The organism is Micromonospora sp. CNZ297, assembly GCF_007827625.1.
The window spans coordinates 62,550-86,025 of the sequence record NZ_VISU01000006.1 but is presented as its reverse complement, the minus strand read 5'-3'; the positions used below and the strand labels follow the sequence as shown (position 1 = coordinate 86,025).

Genomic DNA, 23,476 nt, shown 5'->3' with positions numbered 1-23,476 from the left:
CGTCGTGTCGGTGGAAGGGTGGCCGTCGCCCCCCCGGGCGTCTGCTCTGCGCATGCTAGGGACCGCGCCGAACCCACTTTCGATCGGCCCACCCCTGGTCAGGCCCGATTCACCGCTCGTTCACCTTCCGTTCACCTGATCACGGACGGCGCTGGCTCCGTAACCGGTCACGCTCCCGTTCGACGTCGAAATCGGCAGGCGGATACCCCAGATCCAACCCGCCGAACGTCTCCCGCAGCAGGTGGGCGACCGCCCAGTCCCGATACCACTTGCGGTCCGCCGGCACCACGAACCAGGGCGCGGCGTCCGTGCCGCAACGCTCCAGAGCCTCGGCGTACGCGTCCTGGTAGTCGCCCCAGCGTGCCCGGGTGTCCAGGTCGCTGGGGTTGAACTTCCAGAACTTCGTCGGGTCGGTGAGCCGCTCCATCAGTCGCTCGCCCTGCTCGGCGTACGAGATGTGCAGCATGACCTTCACCACTGTGACCGCCTGCTCGGTCAGTTCCCGCTCGAAATCGTTGATGATCGCGTACCGGGACCGCCAGGTCGCCTCGTCGACCAGCCCTTCGACCCGGGCGATGAGCACGTCCTCGTAGTGGGAGCGGTTGAACACGCCCACGTACCCGGGTGGCGGCAGCGCCCGGCGTACCCGCCACAGGAAGTCGTGCCGCAACTCCTCCTCGGTCGGCGGCCCGAACGAGCGGATGTGCAACCCGAGCGGGTTCATCGCGCCCGCCACCCGCTTGACCGTGCCGTCCTTGCCACCGCAGTCCATCGCCTGGAGCACCAGCAGCACCCGGCGCGGCCGGTCGCCGTCCAGCCCGGCGTCCGCCTGCGCCGGCGCGCTGGTGGCGCTGCCCGGCCCGGCGGCGCCCTGCGCGGAGGCGTACAGCATCTCCTGCTGCCGCCCCAGTTCCGCGCCGATCAGCTCGACCTGGGCCCGCGCCCACTCCTTGCGCGCCGGCCCGTGCCCGGCCGCCACCGGAAGCCCCGGCGTCGACCGGGGATCGACAGCCGCCAGATCGACAGTGCCCGGCCCCACCCGAAGCAGTTCCCGCATAGGCCCGCCGTCGGGCCCCACCACCTCACTCATCCCCCGATCCTCACCCCCGGAGCCGTTCCCCGCCCGCCCCGCCCCGTCGATCTTGCAGTTGCGGCCCCTGGTACGCCCGGAAAGCACCGTTTGCCGGGGCGGCAAGTGCAAGATCGGCGAGGGTGGGCGGGGTGCCGGCGAGGGTGGGCGGGTGCCGTGACGGGCGGTGGGGCGGGAGAATGAGGGGGTGGACGAGCTTGCGGGGGAGTTCGAGGCGGAACGAGGGCGTCTCCTGGCGGTCGCGCAACGGATGCTGGGCAGCCGCAGCGAGGCCGAGGACGCGGTGCAGGAGACCTGGCTTCGCTTCTCCGGCGCGCTGAGCGACCCGGGGGAGCGCGCCCGCGTACGCGATCTGCGGGGCTGGCTCATCACCACCTGTTCCCGGATCTGCCTGGACGTGCTCCGCTCCGCCCGGGTGCGCCGGGAGGCGTACCCCGGTCAGTGGCTCCCCGAGCCGGTGGTGACAGCGGCGCCGGCGGCGGACGGGTTCGCGCCCGACCCGGCCGAGCGGGCGGTACGGGCCGACCAGCTCGGCACCGCGCTGCTGGTGGTGCTGGAACGGCTGACGCCGGAGCAGCGGGTGGCGTTCGTGCTGCACGACGTGTTCGCGGTGCCGTTCTCCGACGTGGCGGACGTGCTCGCGGTGACGCCGGAGGCGGCCCGTCAGCTGGCGTCGCGCGCCCGCCGGGCGGTGCACGGGCCGGACGCGCCCCGGCACAGCGCCGACCTGGCCGAGCAGCGGCGGGTGCTCGCCGCGTTCGCCGCCGCGGTGGAGTCGGGTGAGCTGGAGCAGCTGGTCCGCGTGCTCGCCCCGGACGTGGTGTCGATCGGCGACGCCGGCGGCCACTTCCCGGCCGGTCGCCGGCCGGTGGTCGGTGTGGAGTCGGTCGGCCGCCTGCTGCTCGGCCTCTACGGCCAGGCCCGGCAGCGGGGTGGCCTGCGCGGACGCCCGGTGCTGGTGGACGGCACGCTGGGATGGCAGACGGAGTTCTTCCACCGGGACGGGCGAACCATTCGGATGGTCACCTCGTTCGCGATCCACGAGGGGCGGGTCACCGGCGTGTTCAACCAGCTCAACCCGGCCAAGGTCGGCGAGCTGCCGCCGCTGGGGCCGGACGCCGTCTGGCCGCCGCGCTGGTGAACCGGCTCAGACCACCAGTGCGAGCCACTTCCGGTACGACGTGGCGAACGGCTCGGTGCCGTCACCGAGCGCGCCGAGCAGCCAGCGGGACGCGGCCTCGGCCTCGGTGACCACGTCGTCCGGGTAGCCCCAGCGGGCCCGGTGCACGGCGAACTCGTCCTCGTCGCGCAGCTCGACCAGGCCGGTCTCACGGCGGCGCACCACGTCCAGGTCGAGGTCGATCAGGTGGACCGTCTCCTCACCCTCCCAGCGGGCCGGGGTGGCGATGTCGCAGTAGACCTCGCTGGTGCGCGGCGGCGGGTTGAACATGCCGGTCCACCACCCGTGGTGCGGCACCAGCAGGACGAACGGGATCTGCTCGACCGACGGGCGGCCGTGGTAGACGGACTCGGTGCCGGCGGGCACGCCGAGCCAGACGCCGAGATCGTCCTCGGCGAGCCGGCGGGCCGGGTAGTCGCGGTGTGCGCTGCCGTCGTACTTGCGGTAGATCACGCGGACCACATCGCTCGGCATGCCTGGCACCCTAACCGATTCCGGCCACGCCACGCGATCGGGAGGTAACCGGACGCGACCCGCCGTCCCGCCACGCCGTCGGAGCGGCCGGACCCCCGTCGGTGCCGGCGGGTACGGTCGCACGGTGACCCCGTCCCGCACCGCCACCGGCCCGGCCGTCCCGAAGAAGCGCCGCAAGGGCCGCGCCGGTGCCGGGGAGTTGCTGACCGCCGCGGTGGGCGCGGTTCCGGGTGGCGCGGCCCGGCCGGGTCAGCAGCAGATGGCCGAGGCGATCGAGCGCAGCATCGCCTCCGGCGAGCATCTCCTGGTGCAGGCGGGCACGGGCACCGGCAAGTCCCTGGCGTACCTCGCTCCGGCGCTCACAGTGGACGGGCCGGTGGTGGTCTCCACCGCCACACTGGCGTTGCAGTCCCAGCTCGTCGAGCACGACCTGCCGAGGCTGGCCGACGCGGTCGAGCCGGTGCTGGGCCGCCGCCCGACCTTCGCCGTGCTGAAGGGCCGTCACCACTACCTGTGCCTGGCCCGGCTGGACAGCTCGGTCGAGGACGAGCCGGACGACGCGCTGTTCGACGCGCCGCACTCCGGCAACGGCGGCACCAAGTGGCTCGGTGAGGCGGGCCGGCTGGGCAAGCAGGTGCAGCGGCTGCGCGACTGGGCCGAGGAGACCGCCACCGGCGACCGCGACGAGCTGGATCCGGGCGTGGACGACCAGGTGTGGCGCAGCGTCTCCATGCCGGCCCGGGAGTGCGTGGGCGCCAGCCGCTGCCCGTTCGGGCAGGAGTGCTTCGCGGAGGCGTCCCGGGCGCGAGCCCGCGAGGCCGACATCGTGGTCACCAACCACAGCCTGCTCGCCGTCGACATGCTCGCCGGGCGGCACATCGTGCCGCCGCACAGGCTGCTCGTGGTGGACGAGGCGCACGAACTGGCCGACCGGGTCTCGTCGGCCGCCCAGGCCGAGCTGGTGCCGGAGCTGATCGACAGGTCCACCCGGCGGGCGCGGCCCCTGCTGCGCCCGGACGTGGCCGAACGGCTCACCGAGGCCGGTGACGCGCTCGCCGTGGGGCTGGCCGAGGCGCCGGCCGGGCGGCTCACCGCCGGTCTGCCGCCCGCGCTGCGCGAGGCGTGCACCTTGCTGGACTCGGCGACCCGGGCCGCGCTGGAGGGGATCGGCGACGTGAAGGCCGACGACCCCGATCCGGTACGCAAGCAGCAGGCCAAGGCCGTGCTGGACGAGCTGTCCACCACCGCCCAGCGGCTGCTGGAGGAGGCCGACCACGACGTCGCCTGGGTCGAGAAGCCGGACAACGGCAGCCGCCGGGCGCTCGTCGTCGCGCCGCTGTCGGTGGCGGGCACGCTCGCCACCCACCTGTACGACGAGCGCACAGTGGTCGCCACCTCGGCGACACTGGCGCTGGGCGGCCGCTTCGACACCGTGGCCCGGGCGCTGGGGCTGGACGCGCCTCCGCCCGCCCCGCCGTCACCGGCCGCCGCCGCGATCGCCACCGCTGCCGCCGCGGGCCGTTCCCCGGTCACGCCGGTGGCCGCCGCCGAGGGCAGCCGCGCGTCGGTCGGCACCGTCCCGGCGACCGAAGGGCCGGGCTGGAGTTCGCTCGACGTCGGCTCGCCGTTCGACTACGCCCGGCAGGGCATCCTGTACGTCGCCGCGCATCTCCCCCGCCCCAGCGTCTCCGGGTTGCCCGGACCGGCAGGTGAGGAGCTGCTGGCGCTGGTCGAGGCGCTCGGTGGTCGTACCCTCGGGCTCTTCTCGTCGCGACGGGCCGCGCAGCAGGCGGCGGAGCTGGTCCGCGCGCGGACCGACCTGCCGGTGCTGCTCCAGGGCGAGGAGGCGCTGCCGCTGCTGGTGCGCCGGTTCCGCGAGGTGCGGGAGAGCTGCCTGTTCGGGGTGATGTCGCTCTGGCAGGGGGTGGACGTGCCGGGCGACGCCTGCCAGCTCGTGGTGATCGACAGGTTGCCGTTCCCCCGTCCGGACGAGCCGCTCGCGGCGGCGCGGGCGGCGGCTGTGGACGCCGGTGGCGGCTCGGGTTTCGCGGCGGTGAGCGTGCCGATCGCGGCGGTCCGGCTGGCCCAGGGTGTCGGCCGGCTGATCCGGGCCACCGGCGACCGGGGCGTGGTGGCGGTGCTCGACTCGCGGCTGGAGACGGCACGCGGGTACGGCCCCTTCCTGCGCCGGTCGCTGCCGCCGTTCTGGTACACCACCCGGCCGGAGGTGGCCCGGGGCGCGTTGGAACGGCTCGCCAAGAGCTGACGCCCGCGCCTCCCCGGACGGGGTGACGCGGGCGTCGGCGGATCGTGCCTGGTCAGGGCGCCTGAGAGGCGACCACCACCGCGTCCGGCGGGGTGTCCGGCACGGTACGCGCGGCGAGCCGGCGCACCGCGGTGTTGAGGACGGCGATCAGCGGCACCGCGACCAGCGCACCGGCGATGCCGGCGAGCACCACACCGGCGGCGATGCCGATGATCACGGCGAGCGGGTGGATGGCCACCGCGCGGCCCATGATCAGCGGCTGGAGCACGTGGCCCTCGACCTGCTGCACGCCGATCACCGCGCCCAGGATGATCAGGGCGGTCACCGGGCCGCTGTCGACGAGCGCCACCAGCACGGCCACCACGCCGGACAGGAACGCGCCGACGATCGGGATGAACGCGCCCAGGAAGACCAGCGCGGCCAGCGGGAACGCGAACGGGATGTCGAACAGCACCAGGAAGATGCCGATGCCGACCGCATCGATGAACGCCACGAGGACGGTGGCCCGCACGTACGCGCCGAGCGTCGCCCAGGACGCGCGACCGGCGTCGTCGACCTTCCAGCGGGCGGCTACCGGCAGCAGCCGGACCAGGAACCGCCAGATGTTGTTGCCGTCGCGCAGGAAGAAGAACGTGGCGAACAGGACCAGGACGGTGCCGGTGAGCACCTCGGCGAGCGTGGCGGCGGTGCTTATCGCACCGCTGGTGAACCGCTCGGTGTTGCCGTTGATCCAGTTCTGCGCCTCGTCGATGTAGCGGTTGAGCTGGCTGTCGGACAGGTGCAGCGGGCCGGTCTTGAACCAGTCCTGGATCTGGCGTACGCCCTCGGAGGACTTCTGGCTCAGCTCCGGTACGCCCTTGATGAACTCGTTGACCACGAGCGTGAGCGTGCCGACGACGGCGGCCAGGCCGCCGACCAGCACCACGGCTGTCGCCAGCGAGCGGGGCAGCCGGGCCCGGAGCAGCCAGCCGACCGCCGGGGCGAGCAGCGCGGAGAGCAGCAGCGCGACGGTCAACGGGATGATCACGATGCTGATGGTGCCGACGATCCTGAGCAGGGCCCAGGTCACGATGCCGATCACGATCAGGCGCCAGCACCACGCGGCGGCGATGCGCAGCGCGTGCGGCACCTCCGTGTCGTCCCGGCTCACAGTCGAGGAGTGCAACGCCGCCGGCGACGCGGCGCCCACGACCACCGCCTCCGGCGCGGCGGGTGGCCCCGGCGCGGCGGGCGAGGCCACTCCGGCGTCCCCGGTGTCCGCGGCGGCCCGCCGGGTCCGGGCCGCCTCCCGGCCCGACTCGTACGCGCGGCGGAGCCGTCCGCGCATCCGCTCGAAGCGGCTCAAGCGCACCTCCGGCAAAATCAGCCCCACCAGGTCGCAGGGGGCACAGGATACGTCCGTACGCCCCACCCTAGGGCGACTCGGCCACACATTGCCCGCCCGGCGCTCTCGCCAACCACGCCGGGATCGACCGACGGGCACGCGGTAGCGTCTTCGCGTGACCGCCGACCAGAGTCTCGACGCCGGGCTGCCGATCCGCCTGCTGCACGACCGCGTGCTGGTGCGTACCGAGGGTGCGGAGGGGGAACGCCGCTCCACCGCCGGCATCGTGATCCCCGCGACGGCAGCCGTGGGCAAGCGGCTGGCCTGGGCCACGGCGGTCGGCGTGGGGCCGAACGTCCGCGCGATAGTGGCCGGTGACCGGGTGCTGTTCGACCCGGACGACCGCTCCGAGGTCGAGTTGCACGGGCGGGCGTACGTGCTGCTGCGCGAGCGGGACGTGCACGCCGTGGCGGCCGAGCGGGTGGAGAGCACCGCCGCCGGCTCCACCGGTCTCTACCTGTAGGTCCTTACCTGTTGCGGCGCTCCGGTGCCGGTCGCTCTGCGGCGGTGCTGTTTGCGGCGCTGCCCGGCGGGAAGCCCAGGCACCTCAGCGCGCCCTGGGGAGGGACACCATGCCGGTAGTGATCAAAAAGATCCTCGCCTGGGGATTCCTCGCGTTCCTGATCTACTTCATGGCGTTCCGGCCGGACGGCGCGGCGCAGGTGTTCAAGGGCATCGGCGGCGCGCTGATGGCCATCGCCCAGGGGCTCGGCGACTTCCTGACCGGCCTGATGAGCTGACCGGCGCCCCCGACGAGCCGCCCGGCCTCAGCGCCCGGGATACCAGGGCGCGCCCGGGTCGTGCCAGCCGCCCGGTCCGTAGCCGCCCTGCGGGAAGGCGGGCGGCTGGGCCAGCACCACCGGGATCGGCACCACCGGGTCGTCCGGCGCCTCGACCGGGCGCTGCGAACCGTCCGGGAACCGCAGGTGGTAGCGCTGACCGTCCCAGACCCCGACCGGCGCCTGCGGGTCGCGACCGACGAAGAACGACCGGTACGCGGTGATCGCGTCCAGCAGCTCCCGTTCCTCCCGTGCCGTCCGCTCCCGCTCCTCCGGCTTGCGGTCCAGTCCCCGGCGCATCCCGTCGCGCAGCAGCGCCAGGCGGGTCGCGGCGAACTGGTAGCCGCGCATCGCGCGTACCCCGCCGTCACCGGCGACCCGCCGTGCCCAGGTGCGCGCCGCGTGCCGCCGGCCCAGGCTGCCCAGCGCCGCCACCTCGGGCGGTGTGAGCCAGCCCGCGCGAACGTAGTCGGGCAGCGTGCGCTCGGTCAGCCGGCCCTCCCAGGCGCGCAGCCAGACCGCCAGCCCGACCATCGCGAAGAAGATCGGCACCATCACGCCGATGTAGCCGTAGAGCACGATCACCACCTCCCCGGTGGCCTGGGCCAGCGAGGGCAGCAGGTTCCAGGTGCCGTGCAGGATCATCGCCAGCAGCAGCCCGGCGAGCGGCGCGAGCACCCGCACGCGCCGGTCGGCGGTACGCGCGGCGACGCCCAGCCCGACGCCGGTCATCGACGTGAACAGCGGGTGGGCGAAACCGAACAGCAGGATCCGGACGATGAAGATCGCGATCACCTGTTGCGCGCCGGTGGCCGGGCCGTACTCGTCGGCGCCGGCGCGGTAGCCGTGCCCGCCCAGGTAGAGGATGTTCTCCACCATGGCGAAGCCGACCGCGGAGAGCCCGCAGTAGACCAGGCCGTCGGTGATCCCGGAGAACTCCCGCCGCCGGAAGATCAGCACCAGGAGCGGACCGGCCGCCTTGGTCAGCTCCTCGATGAACGGCGCGACCAGCACCGCGGTCAGCGCGACCGGCAGCCCTCGGTCCTCGAACAGCCCCGCGCTGGCCGTGTTCACCAGCAGCGAGATCGCGGTGGAGACGAAGGCGCCCCAGGCGAAGCAGAAGCTCAGGTACTTCAGCGGCTCCGGCTCGTAACGGTCGAGCCAGAGGAAGCAGAAGACCAGCACCGGCACCGGCAGGATCGCCGCGATCACGCCGATCAGCAGCGCCTCGGCGCCCAGGCTCTCGCCGAGCGTGAACACCATGAACAGCGCACCGGCCGCGATCAGCAGCACCACACCGGCCAGCACCAGGAAGCGCCGCCAGCCGAGCCGGCGCAGCGGCATCCGGGGCGTCGGCGCCCCCGGCGGGGCGGCGGGCGCATGCGGTGGCGGCGGGGCTGCGCCGGGCGGGGTGTCGGCCATGCGGTCAGCGTAGTCACCTGCGACCCACTGGTCCGGTCGCATCGTGAGGGCTATGCTCCCGGACAGGTCACGAGCGCCAGCGTCAAGCCCCGGCTTGCTGGCCGGCAACCCTCGTCGAGGTTCGCGGTGGGGTGCCCCGGGTGATGACCGGGCCCGGTGCCGCTCCGCGCGCCGGGCAAGCGCGGACCCCGTCCCGGCACCACCTGGGGTCCTGTGACCCGGGAGGCTCCGGCATGACCGTCACCCTCGTACCCTCGCTGCCCGTGCTGCCCGTGCTGCCCGTGCTGCCCGTGCTGCCCGTGCTGCCCGCGCCGGTCCGGCCCGACCCGCTCGGCGTGCTCGGCGTACCGGGGGAGATCAACCTGGACCACGCCGCCAGCGCGCCGTGCGCGCGGGCCGCTGCCGACGCGGTGGCCGGGCTTCTTCCCTGGTACGCGAGCGTGCACCGCGGCGCGGGCGCGCTGTCGCGACGCTGCACACTGGCGTACGAGCGGGCCCGGCAGACGGTCGGCGACTTCCTCGGCGCCCGCCCCGACGACCACGTGATCTTCACCCGGAACACCACCGACGCGCTGAACCTGCTGGCCCGGGCGCTGCCCGCCGGCACCACCGTGATCACGTTCGGCGCCGAGCACCACGCCAACCTGCTGCCCTGGCCGCGCGGCTCGGTACGGCTGCCGGTCCCGGACAGCCCGGCCGGAGCGGTCCGGTCCCTCGCGGCGGCGCTCGGCGAACTCGCCCGCGACGCCCGGCCCGGCCTGCCCGTGCTGGTCGCGGTCACCGGCGCCGGCAACGTCACCGGCGAGTGCTGGCCGGTCGCCGAGCTGGCTCGGGTGGCCCACCGGCACGGCGCCCGCATCCTGGTCGACGCCGCGCAGCTCGCCCCGCACGCCCCGGTCGATCTGACCGCGCTGGACGTGGACTATGTGGCCCTGTCCGGGCACAAGCTGTACGCCCCGTTCGGCGCGGGCGTGCTGGCCGGGCGCGCGGACTGGCTGGACGCGGCCCCGCCGTACCTGGCCGGAGGCGGCGCCACCAGCCACGTCGGCGCCGCTACGCACGAGGTGCGCTGGACGACCGGCCCGGCCCGGCACGAGGCCGGCACCCCGAACCTGCTCGGTGCGGTGGCGCTCGCCGCTGTCTGCGAGGCGCTCGGCGCGGCCGACCGGGACGCGCTGCACGCCCGGGAACAGGCGCTGCTGGCCCGGCTGCGTACCGGCCTGGCCGCGCTGCCGGACGTGGTGGAGCTGCGCATGTTCTCCCCCGAAGCGCCCCGGGTGGGCATCGTCAGCTTCGTGGTCGCCGGACGGGACTCCGCCGACGTGGCCGCCCACCTGGCGAGCCGGCACCGGATCGGGGTACGCGACGGCCTGTTCTGCGCGCACCCGCTGACCCGGCGTCTGCTGGCCGAGGCCGCCGCCCGTACCGGCCGCACCGACCTGCCCCCGACCGCCCTGCGCGCCAGCCTCGGCCTGGGCACCACAGAGCCGGAGGTAGACACCCTCCTGACGGCCCTGACCCACCTCCCCTAGCCCTCTCCCCACCGCACCTCGAGCGGTGATCAAGGAGTTTGTGCACTGGTTGATCTCCTCGGAGTCCGGTAACTCCTTGATCAACGCGCCAGGGCGGGAGCGCGGGAGCGCGGGAGCCGGGGCGGGAGCGCGACCGGGCGGGGGTCAGCCGACGGGTGGGGCTGTGGGGGGATGAGCGGCGGGGTTCCGGGCTGCGGGTTCGCCCTGGCGGTTCTCGCCGAACGCCTGCCGGACCAGCCGGTTCGCCTCCTCCTGGTCGATCCCGGAGGCCACCATCAGGTCGCTCGCCGTGGTACGCACCTGGGCGATCACCACGCTGCCGGAGAAGCCGACCCCCTCGGCGTACGCCCGCCCGGCCTCGCTCACCGCGCGCAGCGACCGCTCGCGGGCCTCCTGCGGCTCCTGCCCGGCGGCGAACTCCTGGCGGAGCAGGCGCACCGACTCGGCCAGGTGACCGATCGCGTCCGGCATCGGCTCGGGGACCGGTTCGGAGTCCTCGATCATGGTGACCGCGCGGCGGATCAGCGTGCCGGTGTTGCGCATGGCCCGGTCGATCGGGTCGGCCGCCTCGGCGTAGTGGGTCAGCTCGCTGCGCCGGTGCCAGCGGGCCGGGGACAGCGTGCTGGTCTCCTTCGCGCCCTCGATCGCCTCGGAGAGGGCGGCCAGTTCCTCCTTGTTCTCCCGCAGCCGGAACAGCGCCTGCTGGGCCGCGTCCCGGTCCCGGCTGCGCACCGCGTCGGCGCAGGCGTCGAGCTGGCCGGCGAGCAGGTCCAGCGCGGGCCGGGCGGCCCGGTTGATCACCCGTAGCGGGTTGAGCGGCAGCAGGATGGCGGTGACCAGCAGCGCGATGCCGCCACCGAGCAACGCGTCGATGAAGCGGGGGAACTCCAGGTTCTCGGTGGACGGGCTGAGCGTCACGATCAGCACCGCGGTGGCCGCGGCCTGGATCACGATGGCCACGCTCGCCCCGGCGAAGATGCTCAGCAGGATCGCCGAGGTCACCACGAGCGCGAGCTGCCAGGCGCCGGTACCGACGAAGTAGATGAGCGCGTCGCCGACGAGCACGCCCACCGCGACCCCGACGATCAGCTCGACGGTGCGCCGGAACCGCTGCCCCACCGAGGCGGCGAGCGTTCCGACAGCGGAGATCGGGGCGAAGACCGGCTGCGGGTTCTTCAGCAGCCGGTGCGAGATCAGGTACGCCAGGCCGGCGGCGAGCCCGGCCTGCACGGCGAGGCCGAACGCGGTACGGACCCGGTGCAGCCGGTCGTGCAGCGTCGCCTTGCCCCGGTGCCGCAGTTCCTCCATCGCGGAGGCGATCCGCTGCCCGTCACGGTCCGCCAGCCCTTCACGCAGGTTGCCACGACGCAGGAACCGCAGTCGTCCTTCCCGGGCCATGGCCGGTACTACCCGTACCGCCCCGGCTGAATCCCTCCGACCGGGCCGGACTGGGGCAGACTGCACCCGATGGACGAACTGACGGCACGGTGGCGGGCGACGGTACTGGCGGCGGGCGCGACCGATCCGGCGGGAGCCGACCGGGCCGGTGCCCGGCTGCTGGCGGGCTGGCGGGAGCCGCACCGGCGCTACCACGACGAGGAGCACCTGCGGGCGGTGCTCGACGTGGTCGACGCGTACGCCGATCTGGCCCGCGACCCCGACCTGGTCCGGCTGGCGGCGTGGTGCCACGACGCCGTCTACGACCCGCGCGCGGCGGGCGACGCCAACGAGCGGGCCAGCGCCGACCTGGCCGGCGAGCTGCTGGCCGCCGCCGGGCTCCCGGCCGCGACGGTGACCGGGGTACGCCGCCTGGTGCTGCTCACCGTCGGCCACGCGGTCGGGCCGGACGACCCGGACGGCGCGCTGCTGTGCGACGCGGACCTGGCGGTGCTCGCCGCCCCTCCGGCGCGCTACGACAGGTATGCCGCGGCGATCCGCGCCGAGTACGCGCACGTGCCCGATCCGGACTTCCGCACCGGCCGGGCCGCGGTGCTGCGGCACCTGCTCGCCCTGCCGGCGCTCTACCGCCTACCCGAGCCGCACACCCGCTGGGAGGCCCCGGCCCGGGCCAACCTGTCCCGGGAGCTGGCCGCGCTCACCTGAGACGCGGTGCTTCGGGCGGCGCAGACCGGAGTCCCGCAGCAGGCGGACGATCTCCCGCGACGGCACGACCGTGGCACCCAGCCAGACCGCCGCCCGGAACCGCTCGGCCGGCACGTCGTAGTGGTCGCGGTCGAAGCCGCGCCGGGGCGCGCCGAGCATCTCGGCGAACGCGTGCAGTTCGGCGTACGAGACGTCGCTGATCAGGTGCGACCAGAGCCGGCCGCGCCAGGGCACGGCGGGCGGGTCCAGGTAGAGCACGGCAACAGACGGTACGCCGGTAGCCTTCCCGGCATGGCCGCCCATCCCCTCCTCGACGACCTGCGGGCCGCGCTCGGCGACGCCGCCGTGCTGACCGACCCGGATCTGCTGGCCGGGCACGAGCGCGACGAGGCCGACCTGTGCGACTCGGGTACCCCGCTGGCGGTGGTGCGCCCCCGCGGCACGGATGAGGTGGTGGCTGTGGTCCGGGCGGCCGGGCGGCACGGCGTACCGGTGGTGCCGCAGGGTGCGCGGACCGGGCTGGCCGGCGCGGCGAACGCGGTCGCCGGCGCGGTGGTGGTGAGCACCGTGGCGATGGACGCGGTGCGGGAGATCGACCCGGTCGGCCGGATCGCCGTGGTGCAGCCGGGCGTGGTGAACGCGGCGCTCGCCCGTGCGGTACGGGAGCACGGCCTCTGGTATCCGCCGGACCCCGGCTCGTGGGAGTCGTCCACCATCGGCGGCAACGTGGCCACGAACGCCGGTGGCATGTGCTGCGTGAAGTACGGCGTGACCAGCGAGTACGTGCTGGGCCTGGAGGTGGTCCTCGCCTCCGGCGAGGTGCTGCGGACCGGGCGGCGTACCGCCAAGGGGGTCGCCGGGTACGACCTGACCCGCCTCTTCGTCGGCTCGGAGGGCACGCTCGGCGTGATCACCGAGGTGACTGTGGCGTTGCGCCCGGCCCCGGAGGAGTCACTGACCCTGGTCGCGGTCTTTCCCACTGTGACGACGGCAGGTGGCGCGGTCGCCGGGATCGCCGAGCGGGGACTCACCCCGAGCCTGCTGGAACTGCTGGACCGGACGCATCTGCGGGCGATCGAGGCGTACCGGCCGATGGGTCTGCGCACCGACGCCGAGGCGCTGCTGCTCGCAGCGGCGGACACCGGCCCGCGTGCCGCCGACGACCTGGCCCGGCTGGCCGAGGTGTGCACGATGGCGGGTGCCGACGAGGTCTACGCGGCCACCGACGCGACCGAGGCGGCGGCCCTGCTCCAGGCGCGGCGGCTGGCCCATCCGGCGATGGAGCGGTTCGCGGCGGAGACGTTCCCGGGCGGCAACGGCGGCCTGGTCATCGACGACGTGGCGGTGCCGCGCGGCCGGCTCGCGGAGCTGCTCGACGGGGTGGCCCGGATCGCCGAGGCGTGCCGGGTGCCGATCGGGGTGGTCGGTCACGCGGGCGACGGCAACATGCACCCGAACATCGTGGTCGACCGGGCCGATCCGGCGAGCCTGGCCCGGGGACGGCGGGCCTTCGACGAGATCATGCGGCTGGGGCTGGAACTGGGTGGCACCTGCACCGGGGAACACGGCGTCGGGCTGCTCAAGCGGGACTGGCTGGCCCGCGAGATCGGGCCGGTGGGCGTACGCGTGCACCAGGCGATCAAGGCGGCGCTGGACCCGGCCGGCCTGCTCAACCCCGGCAAGGTCTTCTAGCCCTTGTCCTCGGCCGGCGTGGCCTGGGTGACGAGCAGCAGCACGTCGTAGGCCACCTTCGGCTTCGGCTCGCCCGGGCAGTCCTGGATGGTGACTGTCAGGTCCGGCGGCACGAGCAGCGTCGACGTCAGCACGCCGATGCAGCCCTGCTTGTAGCTGCGGGCCTGGTCGGTCTCCTTCGCGATCGCCGGGTCCGCGAGCATCCGCTGGAGCCGCGTGGTCTGCTCCGGGCTCAGCGTGCCGGTGGCGTCCACGCCGTCACCGGCGCAGTCGCGGCACTGCCAGCGGCCGGACGGGTCCACGTCGAGGTTGCGGACCGGGCCGTCGCCGAGCCGCTGCACCAGGGAGACGCGTCTGCCGTCCGGTGTCGGGCCGGCCGTGCCCGCCGCCCCGGGTGCGGTGGCGCCCTCGGCCCGTCCGAAGGAGCAGCCGGTCAGAGCGGCCGCCAGCAGGACGACGGCGGACAGAGCGGGGACGCGCGACCAGGATGGGCGAACCACGCGGGGAAACCTACACTTCCGTAGGTAGCGCGCACTACCGGCCGAGCGGCCCGGGTCGGGGATCCCCTACCTGGGGGAGGCCGGAAGTTCAACGCCCGGACCGTCGGTCCCCCGGTCGGCCGCGAATCCGCGGACGTCGGGCGCGCCGAGGCGGGCCGCGTCGGCAGCGATGTCGTCCGGCATGAGCTGCGACTCCCGCTCGGCCAGCACCCGCGCCCGGTAGTGGGCGACCTCCCGGTCCCGGGTCGCCGCGTCCCAGCCGAGCACCGCACCCATCAGCTCCGCGGCGTGCTCCGCCGACTCCAGGCCGCGGTGGCTGGTCTCGATCGAGATCCGGGTACGCCGGGTGAGCACGTCCTCCAGGTGCAGCGCGCCCTCGGCACGGGCGGCGTACGTCACCTCGGCGGCCAGGTATTCCGGCGCGCCCGCGAGCGGCGAGCCGAGCAGCGGATCGGCGTCGACCAGGGCGAGCAGTTCCAGCGTGAGGCTGCCGTAGCGCTCCAGCAGGTGCTCGACCACGCCGACCGCCACCCCGTGCCGGCGGGCCAGGTCGGCCCGGTCCCGCCACATGGCGGCGTACCCGTCGGCGCCGAGCAGCGGCAGGTCGGCGGTACGCGAGGAGCGGGTCCGGCCGAGCCGGTGCATCGCGCGGTCGACCACGTCGGAGGCCATCACCCGGTAGGTGGTGTATTTCCCGCCCGCGACCAGCAGCAGGCCGAGCATCGGCTCCACCACGGCGTGCTCGCGGGACAGCTTGGAGGTGGAGTCCGCCTCGCCGGCCAGCAGCGGGCGCAGCCCGGCGTAGACGCCCTCGATGTCGGCGGTGGTCAGCGGCCGGTCCAGCACCATGTTGACCTGCGACAGCAGGTAGTCGATGTCGCTGGCGGTCGCGGCCGGGTGGGACCTGTCGAGTTGCCAGTCCGTGTCGGTGGTGCCGATGATCCAGTGCCCGCCCCAGGGGATGACGAACAGCACGCTCGTCGCGGTACGCAGGATCAGGCCGGTCTCGCCGACGATCGCCGAGCGGGGCACCACGAGGTGCACCCCCTTGGAGGCGCGGACCCGCAGCTTCGGGCGCAGCCCGACGTCGTTGAGCATCCGCGACATGTCGTCGCTCCACACGCCGGTGGCGGCGATCACGGTGCGGGCGCGTACCTCGAACTCGGCGTCCGGCGAACCGGCGGGCGCCTCCAGGTCGCGGACCCGCACGCCGGTGACCTCCCGGGCCTGCCGGGTCAGGCCGACCGCGCGGGCACTCGTCACCACAGTCGCGCCGAGGCTCGCCGCGGTACGCGCCAGCGTCACCACCAGGCGGGCGTCGTCGACCTGGCCGTCGTAGTAGCGGATCGCGCCGGCCAGCTTGTCCGGCCGGAGGCTGGGGAAGATCCGGCGGGTGCCCTCGCGGGTGAGGTGCCGGTGCAGCGGCATGCCGCGACCGCCGCCGAAGATCCCGGCGAACGCGTCGTACGCGGCCACGCCGAGGCCGTAGTAGGAGCGGCGGAAGAACCGCCGGGGCAGGTCGCCCGCGCCGCCCTCGGCGGGCAGCGGCACCAGGATCGGCACCGGCCGGACCAGGTGCGGCGCGAGCCGGGTGGCGAGCAGACCGCGCTCGGTCAGCGCCTCGTGGACCAGGTGGAACTCCAGCTGCTCCAGGTAGCGCAGGCCGCCGTGGATCAGCTTGCTGGACCGGCTGGACGTGCCGGCGGCGTAGTCGCGCGCCTCCACCAGGGCGACCTTCAGCCCTCGGGAGGCGGCGTCGAGCGCGGCGCCCGCTCCGGTGACGCCACCGCCGATGACCAGCACGTCGAACCGCTCGGCCCGGAGGCGGCGCAGGTCGTCGGCGCGGCGCTCGGCGGACAGCCGGCCGGCCGTGGATCGGGACACACTCGGGTCACGCACCAGTCAACGGTAACCGTCCCGGGCGCGCGGCGACACGGCCCGGCCGTACCGTGATGACCATGCTGACCGGTCCGCCGCTCGCCCCCGTACCGCCGCCACCGCGCGAGACCGGTCCGTGGCCGGTCGTGGCGGCGGTGGCGACCGGGGTGTGGATCGTGCTGGTCACCGTGCCGGGCCAGATCACCGGCTGGCTGGTCGACCAGGTGGCGCTGGTCATCGGCGCGGACCGGCCGGTGGCGGCCTGGCCGGTGGTCGCGGTGGCCACGGTGCTGCTGGCCGGCGCCCCGGCGCTGGCGCTCGCGCTCGCGCCCCGCTCCCCCGCGCTGCGGGCGACCGGCCGGGCCTGGACCGCCGCCGTGGTCGCGCTCGGCGCGACCACGCTGCTGCGGACGGTGCCGCCGGTGCACCACGAGGCGTACCTGGCCGCGCTCGCGGTGACCGCCGCGGCGCTCGCGCTCGTCGCCGTCCGTCTCGGCCGCGTCCGGCCACCGGTCGTCGTGGACGCGGCCCCGGAGGGCCGGTTCGGGTCGGTGTCGCTGCTGGCGATCGCGGGCGGCCTGGCCGTACTCCTGCCGTGGGCCTGGGTGGGCGCGCTCGGCGGAGCGCTGGAGACGTTGCTCGCCGGCCTGGCCGCCGCCGCGCTGGGCGCGCTCGCCGGGGCACTGCTCGGCGCCGGTTTCTGGGCCGCGTTCGGGCCGGGTCCGGCCCGGCTGGTGCTCGTCGGCGGCCTGGTCGCGGGGGTCGCGCTGACGCCGCTCGCGGCCGGCGCCGGGCAGTCGGGCGTGCAGCTGCCGGCGCTGGTGCTGCTGCCGCCGCTCGGTTTCGTGCTGGCCGCGCTGGAGGCGGCGGCCCGCCACGCGGGCCGTCCGGCCGGGCCCGCGCCGGTGCGCCGGCTGGTCGGGCTCGCCCTGCTGGGGCCGCTCGCGTTCACCGACCCGGAGGAGATCAGCCTCCTGCTGTCCGCCACCCGCGACGCGCCGTTCTGGGTCGCGGTGGGCACCGGCGTGGCGCTCGCCGTCGCGGTCCTGCTCGCAGTCGGGTACGGCGTGCTGCTCGCCCGGTCCCGCACCCGCGCGCCCCGGCGCGGTCCGGCCGCGCTGGTCGCCGCCGCGCTGCTCGCCGCCGTCGCCGTGGTGTACGTGGTCCCCGGCCGGCCCGGACTCTACGGCGAGCGGCTGCTGGTGGTGTTGCGCGAGCAGGCCGATCTGACCGGTCTGCCGGCCGGGACGCCGGGCCGGGCCGGACGGGACGTCCGGGCGACCGAGGTCTACCGGCGGCTGGTGGCGACAGCCGACCGCACGCAGGGCGACCTGCGCCGCACGCTGGCCGGGATGCGGCTGAACCCGACGCCGTACTACCTGGTGAACGCGATCGAGACGGACGGCGGGCCGGCGGTGCGGGCCTGGCTGTCGAGTCGTCCCGAGGTGGCCCGGGTGCTGGTGAGCCAGCGCCTGCGCCCGCTGCCCGCGCTCGCCCCGCAGGCGCGCGGCGACGCCCCGGCGCCGGCCGGCCCGGCCTGGAACATCTCGCTGATCGGCGCGGACCGGGTCTGGTCGGACCTGGGCGTCACCGGGTCCGGCGTGGTGGTCGGCAGCTCCGACTCCGGGGTGGACGGCCGGCACCCGGCGCTCGCGGGCGGCTTCCGGGGCGGCAACGACTCGTGGTACGACCCGTGGGAGGGCCGCCGCGCCCCGGCCGACCGGGGTGGCCACGGGACGCACACGCTCGGCAGCGCGGTGGGCCGGGACGGGATCGGCGTGGCGCCGGGTGCGAGCTGGGTCGGCTGCGTCAACCTGGAGCGCAACATGGGCAGCCCGGCCCGCTACCTCGACTGCCTCCAGTTCATGCTGGCGCCGTTCCCCGAGGGCGGGAACCCGCTCACCGACGGCCGTCCCTCACGCGCCCCGGACGTGCTCACCAACTCGTGGGGCTGCCCGCCGGTGGAGGGGTGCGACCCGGGAGCGCTGCGACCGGCGACCGCCGCGCTGACCGCGGCCGGCATCCTGGTGGTGGCCGCGGCCGGGAACACCGGCCCGTCGTGCGGCTCGATCAACGATGCGCCCGCGCCGTACCCGGACGTGCTGACCGTCGGGGCGGTGGACCGGCAGCGGCGCGTCACCGAGTTCTCCAGCCGCGGCCCGGCGCCGGACGGTCGGGCCAAGCCGGACCTGGTCGCCCCGGGCGCCGCGGTGCTGTCCGCGATGCCGGGCGGCGGGTACGCCACCCTGGACGGCACCTCGATGGCCACGCCACAGGTCGCGGGCGTGGTGGCACTGATGTGGTCGGCGAACCCGGCGCTGGTCGGAGACCTGGAGCGGACCCGGGCGATCCTGCGCGACACCGCCCAGCCGGTCACCCAGCCCGCCGGGGCGGACACCTGCGGTGGACCGCAGGACGTCTCCGGCGCCGGGCTCGTGGACGCGTACGCGGCGGTCCGCGCGGCCCGGTCGGTGGCGACCGGTTAACAACCCTGTCCATTGGTCTGCCGATGCCCTAGGGTCGGCGTCCATGGACGTGGAGATCATCGAGCTGGGCCGGGACCGGCTGCCCGAGGTGGTCGAGCTGTGCCGGCTGTCGTTCGATCTGCCGGAGGACGCGGCCGAGGCGTCAGCCGTGGTGGTCACCGTGGCGGAGCGGGCCGCAGCCGACCGTCCGGTGCTGCGCCTCGGTGCGGTACGCGACGGCGCGCTGGTCGGCGTACTCGTCGGGTCGCTGTCGGCGGCCGATCCGCGCCTCGGCCACGTCGACCTGGTCGCTGTCGCGCCCACTGAGCGCCGCCAGGGCGTGGGCGGGGCGCTGCTGACCGAGGCGGAGAGCCGGCTCGGCGCGCTCGGCGCGGCCGAGGTGCTGCTCGCCGGCAACCCGCCGCACTACGCCTGGCCGGGCGTCGACGTGCGCTACACCCCGGCGGTCTGCGCCGCGCAGCGGCTCGGCTACCGGCAGGACCGTACCGCCTGGAACATGACCGCCGAGCTGTCCGAAGGGTCGGCGGCGCTGCGCCCCACCGAGGCCGCCGAGCAGCGGCTGGCCGGGCGGGGCGTGACGGTACGCCGTGCCGCCTCCGACGACCTGCCGGCGCTCGCCGCGTTCGCCAGGTCCACGTTCGGCGGCGCCTGGGACGGTGAGCTGGCCGGTTCGGTGGGGCGGCCGGACGCGGGTGTGCACCTGGCCGAGCGGGACGGCGAGATCCTCGGGTTCGCCGCGTACGGTTCGGCGCGGCCGAGCTGGTTCGGGCCGATGGGCACCGCACCGGCGGCGGAGGGCTCCGGGATCGGCGGCGTGCTGCTGCGCCGATGCCTGCGCGACCAGGCGGCGGCCGGGATCACCGCGGCGCAGATCGGCTGGGTGGGGCCGGTGCCGTTCTACTCGAACGCGGCGGGCGCCCGGATCGAGCGGGTGTTCTTCCTCTACCGGAAAGCCATCAAAGGGGCATAGACGTCAATAGTGCCATTCAGCCTCCTTCGCCATCGACCGGGCTCTACGGTCGGAGCAGAGGAGGCGGTGCATGACCACGAATGACGAACGGGCCGAGGATCCGGCGGCGGCCCGGCGCCCGGCCGACGAGCTTCCCGGCCAGCTCCCGTTCGACCGGCTCGACGTCGGCGACGCTGAGCAGCTCGCCGAGCTGACCGGCGCAGACGCACCACCGGTGGAGGAGCCACGGCAGCCGGTGGACGAGCCGAGGCGGCCGCCACCGCCGTACGACAGGGCGCACAAGCGGCGCAACCAGCGCCCGCTGCCCACCTGAGCCGGATACGCGGAAAGGGGGCGGACCGCTGACGCGGCCCGCCCCCTTTCGGCGTACTGGGTGGAGCTGGACTCAGAAGTCCATCTCCCCGCCACCCGGGCCCGCCGGGGCGGCCGGGGTCTTCTCCGGCTTGTCCGCCACGACGGCCTCGGTGGTGAGGAACAGCGCGGCGATCGAGGCGGCGTTCTGCAGCGCGGAACGCGTCACCTTGGCCGGGTCGATGATGCCCGCGGCCAGCAGGTCCACGTACTCGCCGGTCGCGGCGTTGAGGCCGTGACCCGGGTCGAGGTTGCGGACCCGCTCGACGACGACGCCACCCTCCATGCCGGCGTTGACGGCGATCTGCCGCAGCGGGGCGTCCAGCGCGATCTTGACGATCTGCGCGCCGGTCGCCTCGTCGCCGGCCAGGTCCAGCTTGTCGAAGGCGGTCTTGCCGGCCTGCACCAGCGCGACGCCACCACCCGGGACGATGCCCTCCTCGACGGCGGCCTTCGCGTTGCGGACGGCGTCCTCGATGCGGTGCTTGCGCTCCTTCAGCTCGACCTCGGTGGCCGCGCCGACCTTGATCACCGCAACACCGCCGGCCAGCTTGGCCAGACGCTCCTGCAGCTTCTCCCGGTCGTAGTCGGAGTCGCTCTTGTCGATCTCGGCCCGGATCTGGTTCACCCGGCCCTGGATCTGCTCGGCGTCGCCGGCACCGTCGACGATGGTGGTCTCGTCCTTGGTCACCACGACCTTGCGGGCGCGGCCCAGCATCTCGAGGCCGGTCGCGTCCAGCTTGAGGCCGACCTCCTCGCTGATGACCTGGCCACCGGTGAGGATGGCGATGTCGGTCAGCATGGCCTTGCGGCGGTCACCGAAGCCCGGCGCCTTGACGGCGACCGACTTGAAGGTGCCACGGACCTTGTTGACCACCAGGGTGGCGAGGGCCTCGCCCTCCAGGTCCTCGGCGATGATCAGCAGCGGCTTGCCCGACTGCATGACCTTCTCCAGGATCGGGAGCAGGTCCTTCACCGACGAGATCTTGCTGTTGACGATCAGGATGTACGGGTCGTCGAAGACGGCCTCCATACGCTCCGGGTCGGTCATGAAGTAGGCGGAGATGTAGCCCTTGTCGAAGCGCATGCCCTCGGTGAGCTCGAGCTCCAGGCCGAAGGTGTTGCTCTCCTCGACGGTGATGACACCTTCCTTGCCCACCTTGTCCATCGCCTCGGCGATGATCTCGCCGACGCTGGGGTCGGCGGCGGAGATGGAGGCGGTGGAGGCGATCTGCTCCTTGGTCTCCACGTCCTTGGCGAGCTTGAGCAGCTCCTCCGAGACGCTGGCCACGGCGGCCTCGATGCCCCGCTTCAGGGCCATCGGGTTGGCGCCGGCGGCCACGTTGCGCAGACCCTCACGGACCAGGGCCTGGGCCAGGACGGTCGCCGTCGTCGTGCCGTCACCGGCGACGTCGTCGGTCTTCTTCGCGACCTCCTTGACCAGCTCGGCGCCGATCTTCTCGTACGGGTCCTCGAGCTCGATCTCCTTGGCGATGCTCACACCATCGTTGGTGATGGTGGGGGCACCCCACTTCTTCTCGAGCACGACGTTGCGGCCCTTGGGGCCGAGGGTCACCTTCACGGCGTCGGCGAGCTGGTTCATGCCCCGCTCGAGGCCGCGGCGCGCCTCTTCGTCGAACGCGATCATCTTGGCCATACGGCGTTGTCCTCCTGGACACTCACGGGCCACCCGGATGCCCGGATGGGCCGTCTGGTGTACGCACCTTGGGGACGTCGCCACCTGGCGACGACGACGTCTCCTCGGTCGGGCCGGACAGCCCGCGACGACCGGCCTCGTACCGCTCCGGCGTCCCTTCGGACACCGGCGCGGCCGTGGCCCTACCGCCCCGACCTTCTGGCACTCACCGTACGCGAGTGCCAATGACTTGTTTAGCACTCTCCCTAGCCGAGTGCAAGCACGACAGCCCCGCTCAGCCGAGTTCCGCCGCCAGCCGGGCCGCGTTCACCGGGCCTTCCTGAGCCCGCTGTTCGGCGTACGTGACGACCAGCCCGACCTGCTGCGCCAGGTAGGCCGGGGCAGCCAGCAGGGCGCCGAACACGGCGAGCGCCACGGCGCCGATCGCGGTGCCGACGGCCTTCATCGGCTCGACGCCGAACACCGCCCCGCTGATCCCGCCCACGACCGCGTCCAGCACCGTCGCCGCGAGGAGGACAGCCATCACCAGCGCGACCCGGCCCAGCACCATGCCGAACCGGCTGTGGAACATCCGCCACGCCCGCCCGATCGGCTCCCGCCGCTCGAACAGGTAGACCGGACCGAACAGGGCCAGCGCGAACGCGGCGTAGAGGCCGGGCAGCAGGCAGAAGCAACTGCCGATCATGACCAGCAGCGAGACCAGGAGCGTCCAGCCCCACAGGCCGAGGGCACGGCGCAGCCCGTACCGGAAGGCGGCGCCGAGTCCGGTCGGTTCGCCGGCCGCCTGGCGGGCGACCACCCAGGTGCCGGCGGCCCAGCCCGCCGCCTGGAGCAGGCCGAACACCAGCCCGGCGGACAGGAGCACGCCGTAGAAGGCGAACATCTGCCCCCAGAAGCCGGCCGGCAGCACCGGCGCACCGTCCGGGGCGGTCGCCATCTCGCCCTCGGGGCTGAAGACGAGCGTGAGGACGCCGATCACCGCCGCCGGGACGACCTGGGTGAGCAGCACGATGGGCAGCAGTTGGCGCCAGCCGCGCCGCAGCGCGGCGGTACAGCGGGCGAACCAGGGACCGATGCCCGCGTGCGGCGGGTTGACGAGCGGATCCTGCGGGTCGATGCCCGGGAACCAGCCGGCGTACGCCCCGGGACCGGCCGGCACCGGGTACGCCGCACCGGGGACCGGGTAGGCCGCACCGGGCATCGGATAGCCCGGGTACGCCGGACCACCCAAGCCCGGCGGCGGGGTGCCCGGCGGCGCGTTCCAACCGTGCGGAGGAGTGCCCGGCGCGTTCCAACCGTGCGGAGGAGTGCCCGGCGGCGCGGTCCAGCCCTGCGAGGTGTGGCCGGGTGAGGTGTCATCCGGCGCGGTCCATCCGGGCGGGTTGGCCGGGACCGGGCCGCCGGGCTGCGGGGTGTCGTACCCCGGCTCGGCCGGGACGATCGGCACGGGGCCGGTGTGACCGGCCCACGGGTCGGCGCCGGACGCGCCGGAGGCGGGCGTGGCCCCTCCGGTGGTCCCCGGCGGTCCCGGTGCCGGCTCGGCGGCGGGCGGCGGGGGCGCGGTCGGGTCGGCCGGAGGGCCGGACGCCGCCGGCTCGGTGGAACCCGACGGGGGCAGATCGGACATGGGCCCTCCTCAGCGACTACGGCTGGAACGGCTCATGATCTTCCATGGTGGTCGGCCGCAACGCAGCCCCCGGGCCGGGGTCCGG

General features: G+C 74.6%; 20 protein-coding genes and 1 riboswitch. Of the genes, 10 read left to right on the top strand and 10 right to left on the bottom strand.

Annotated features, from left to right (window positions below):
* Positions 1–139: 139 nt before the first annotated feature.
* A complete protein-coding gene (locus FB454_RS13375; protein ID WP_013288835.1) occupies positions 140–1,090 on the bottom strand; it encodes a PPK2 family polyphosphate kinase in 951 nt (316 codons plus the stop codon).
* Between the two features lie 187 nt (positions 1,091–1,277).
* Between FB454_RS13375 and sigJ the strand changes: the two genes are divergently transcribed.
* Positions 1,278–2,231, top strand: a complete 954-nt coding sequence (gene sigJ / locus FB454_RS13370; RefSeq protein ID WP_145823012.1) for an RNA polymerase sigma factor SigJ — start codon at positions 1,278–1,280, stop codon at positions 2,229–2,231.
* 6 nt (positions 2,232–2,237) lie between these two features.
* Here sigJ and FB454_RS13365 read toward each other — a convergent pair whose 3' ends face one another.
* Positions 2,238–2,744 (bottom strand): DUF402 domain-containing protein, encoded by a 507-nt coding sequence (locus FB454_RS13365; RefSeq protein ID WP_013288837.1) that lies wholly within the window; start codon positions 2,742–2,744, stop codon positions 2,238–2,240.
* Positions 2,745–2,868: 124 nt separating this feature from the next.
* Between FB454_RS13365 and FB454_RS13360 the strand changes: the two genes are divergently transcribed.
* Positions 2,869–5,010, top strand: a complete 2,142-nt coding sequence (locus FB454_RS13360) for an ATP-dependent DNA helicase (protein WP_013288838.1) — start codon at positions 2,869–2,871, stop codon at positions 5,008–5,010.
* Positions 5,011–5,062: 52 nt separating this feature from the next.
* Here the strand turns inward: FB454_RS13360 and FB454_RS13355 are convergent, their stop codons facing one another.
* Positions 5,063–6,337, bottom strand: coding sequence for an AI-2E family transporter (locus tag FB454_RS13355; RefSeq protein WP_030272135.1), 1,275 nt, complete (start codon positions 6,335–6,337; stop codon positions 5,063–5,065).
* Positions 6,338–6,509: 172 nt separating this feature from the next.
* Between FB454_RS13355 and FB454_RS13350 the strand changes: the two genes are divergently transcribed.
* Both FB454_RS13350 and FB454_RS34855 read left to right on the top strand, forming a co-directional pair.
* Positions 6,510–6,857 (top strand): GroES family chaperonin, encoded by a 348-nt coding sequence (locus tag FB454_RS13350; RefSeq protein WP_013288840.1) that lies wholly within the window; start codon positions 6,510–6,512, stop codon positions 6,855–6,857.
* 118 nt (positions 6,858–6,975) lie between these two features.
* Positions 6,976–7,134, top strand: a complete 159-nt coding sequence (locus tag FB454_RS34855; protein WP_162881441.1) for a hypothetical protein — start codon at positions 6,976–6,978, stop codon at positions 7,132–7,134.
* 27 nt (positions 7,135–7,161) lie between these two features.
* Here the strand turns inward: FB454_RS34855 and FB454_RS13345 are convergent, their stop codons facing one another.
* The gene (locus FB454_RS13345; protein ID WP_186461595.1) at positions 7,162–8,637 is read right to left on the bottom strand and encodes a PrsW family glutamic-type intramembrane protease; all 1,476 of its coding nucleotides are present in this window, start codon (positions 8,635–8,637) and stop codon (positions 7,162–7,164) included.
* A 23-nt stretch (positions 8,638–8,660) separates the two neighbouring features.
* Positions 8,661–8,783, top strand: a riboswitch (SAM riboswitch).
* Between the two features lie 45 nt (positions 8,784–8,828).
* Between FB454_RS13345 and FB454_RS13340 the strand changes: the two genes are divergently transcribed.
* Positions 8,829–10,127, top strand: coding sequence for an aminotransferase class V-fold PLP-dependent enzyme (locus tag FB454_RS13340; protein WP_486485415.1), 1,299 nt, complete (start codon positions 8,829–8,831; stop codon positions 10,125–10,127).
* Between the two features lie 144 nt (positions 10,128–10,271).
* Here FB454_RS13340 and FB454_RS13335 read toward each other — a convergent pair whose 3' ends face one another.
* The gene (locus FB454_RS13335) at positions 10,272–11,525 is read right to left on the bottom strand and encodes an FUSC family protein (protein ID WP_145823011.1); all 1,254 of its coding nucleotides are present in this window, start codon (positions 11,523–11,525) and stop codon (positions 10,272–10,274) included.
* A gap of 69 nt (positions 11,526–11,594) precedes the next feature.
* Between FB454_RS13335 and FB454_RS13330 the strand changes: the two genes are divergently transcribed.
* The gene (locus FB454_RS13330) at positions 11,595–12,230 is read left to right on the top strand and encodes an HD domain-containing protein (protein WP_013288845.1); all 636 of its coding nucleotides are present in this window, start codon (positions 11,595–11,597) and stop codon (positions 12,228–12,230) included.
* Here FB454_RS13330 and FB454_RS13325 read toward each other — a convergent pair.
* Entirely contained in the window at positions 12,156–12,488 is a 333-nt protein-coding gene (locus FB454_RS13325) for a DUF4031 domain-containing protein (RefSeq protein ID WP_013288846.1), read from the bottom strand. The genes FB454_RS13330 and FB454_RS13325 overlap by 75 nt on opposite strands.
* A gap of 33 nt (positions 12,489–12,521) precedes the next feature.
* Between FB454_RS13325 and FB454_RS13320 the strand changes: the two genes are divergently transcribed.
* Positions 12,522–13,922 (top strand): FAD-binding oxidoreductase, encoded by a 1,401-nt coding sequence (locus FB454_RS13320; protein ID WP_145823010.1) that lies wholly within the window; start codon positions 12,522–12,524, stop codon positions 13,920–13,922.
* Here the strand turns inward: FB454_RS13320 and FB454_RS13315 are convergent.
* Both FB454_RS13315 and FB454_RS13310 read right to left on the bottom strand, forming a co-directional pair.
* The gene (locus tag FB454_RS13315; protein WP_114919019.1) at positions 13,919–14,422 is read right to left on the bottom strand and encodes a hypothetical protein; all 504 of its coding nucleotides are present in this window, start codon (positions 14,420–14,422) and stop codon (positions 13,919–13,921) included. The two genes, FB454_RS13320 and FB454_RS13315, sit on opposite strands and share 4 nt — an antisense overlap.
* A 66-nt stretch (positions 14,423–14,488) precedes the next feature.
* Positions 14,489–16,306, bottom strand: a complete 1,818-nt coding sequence (locus FB454_RS13310) for a glycerol-3-phosphate dehydrogenase/oxidase (protein ID WP_186461601.1) — start codon at positions 16,304–16,306, stop codon at positions 14,489–14,491.
* A 68-nt stretch (positions 16,307–16,374) separates the two neighbouring features.
* Between FB454_RS13310 and FB454_RS13305 the strand changes: the two genes are divergently transcribed.
* The 3 genes from FB454_RS13305 (at position 16,375) to FB454_RS13295 (ending at position 20,069) form a co-directional block, all read left to right on the top strand.
* Positions 16,375–18,786: a S8 family serine peptidase gene (locus tag FB454_RS13305; protein ID WP_145753699.1), complete on the top strand. Its 2,412-nt coding sequence runs from the start codon at positions 16,375–16,377 to the stop codon at positions 18,784–18,786.
* Between the two features lie 43 nt (positions 18,787–18,829).
* Positions 18,830–19,756 (top strand): GNAT family N-acetyltransferase, encoded by a 927-nt coding sequence (locus tag FB454_RS13300; RefSeq protein WP_013288851.1) that lies wholly within the window; start codon positions 18,830–18,832, stop codon positions 19,754–19,756.
* A gap of 70 nt (positions 19,757–19,826) precedes the next feature.
* On the top strand, positions 19,827–20,069 hold the full coding sequence (locus tag FB454_RS13295; protein ID WP_013475087.1) for a hypothetical protein: 243 nt from the start codon (positions 19,827–19,829) through the stop codon (positions 20,067–20,069).
* A 72-nt stretch (positions 20,070–20,141) separates the two neighbouring features.
* On the opposite strand, the gene groL is transcribed toward FB454_RS13295, so the two are convergent.
* Positions 20,142–21,764, bottom strand: a complete 1,623-nt coding sequence (groL, locus tag FB454_RS13290; RefSeq protein WP_013288853.1) for a chaperonin GroEL — start codon at positions 21,762–21,764, stop codon at positions 20,142–20,144.
* 274 nt (positions 21,765–22,038) lie between these two features.
* Entirely contained in the window at positions 22,039–23,391 is a 1,353-nt protein-coding gene (locus FB454_RS13285; RefSeq protein ID WP_145753697.1) for a hypothetical protein, read from the bottom strand.
* Between the last annotated feature and the right edge of the window lie 85 nt (positions 23,392–23,476).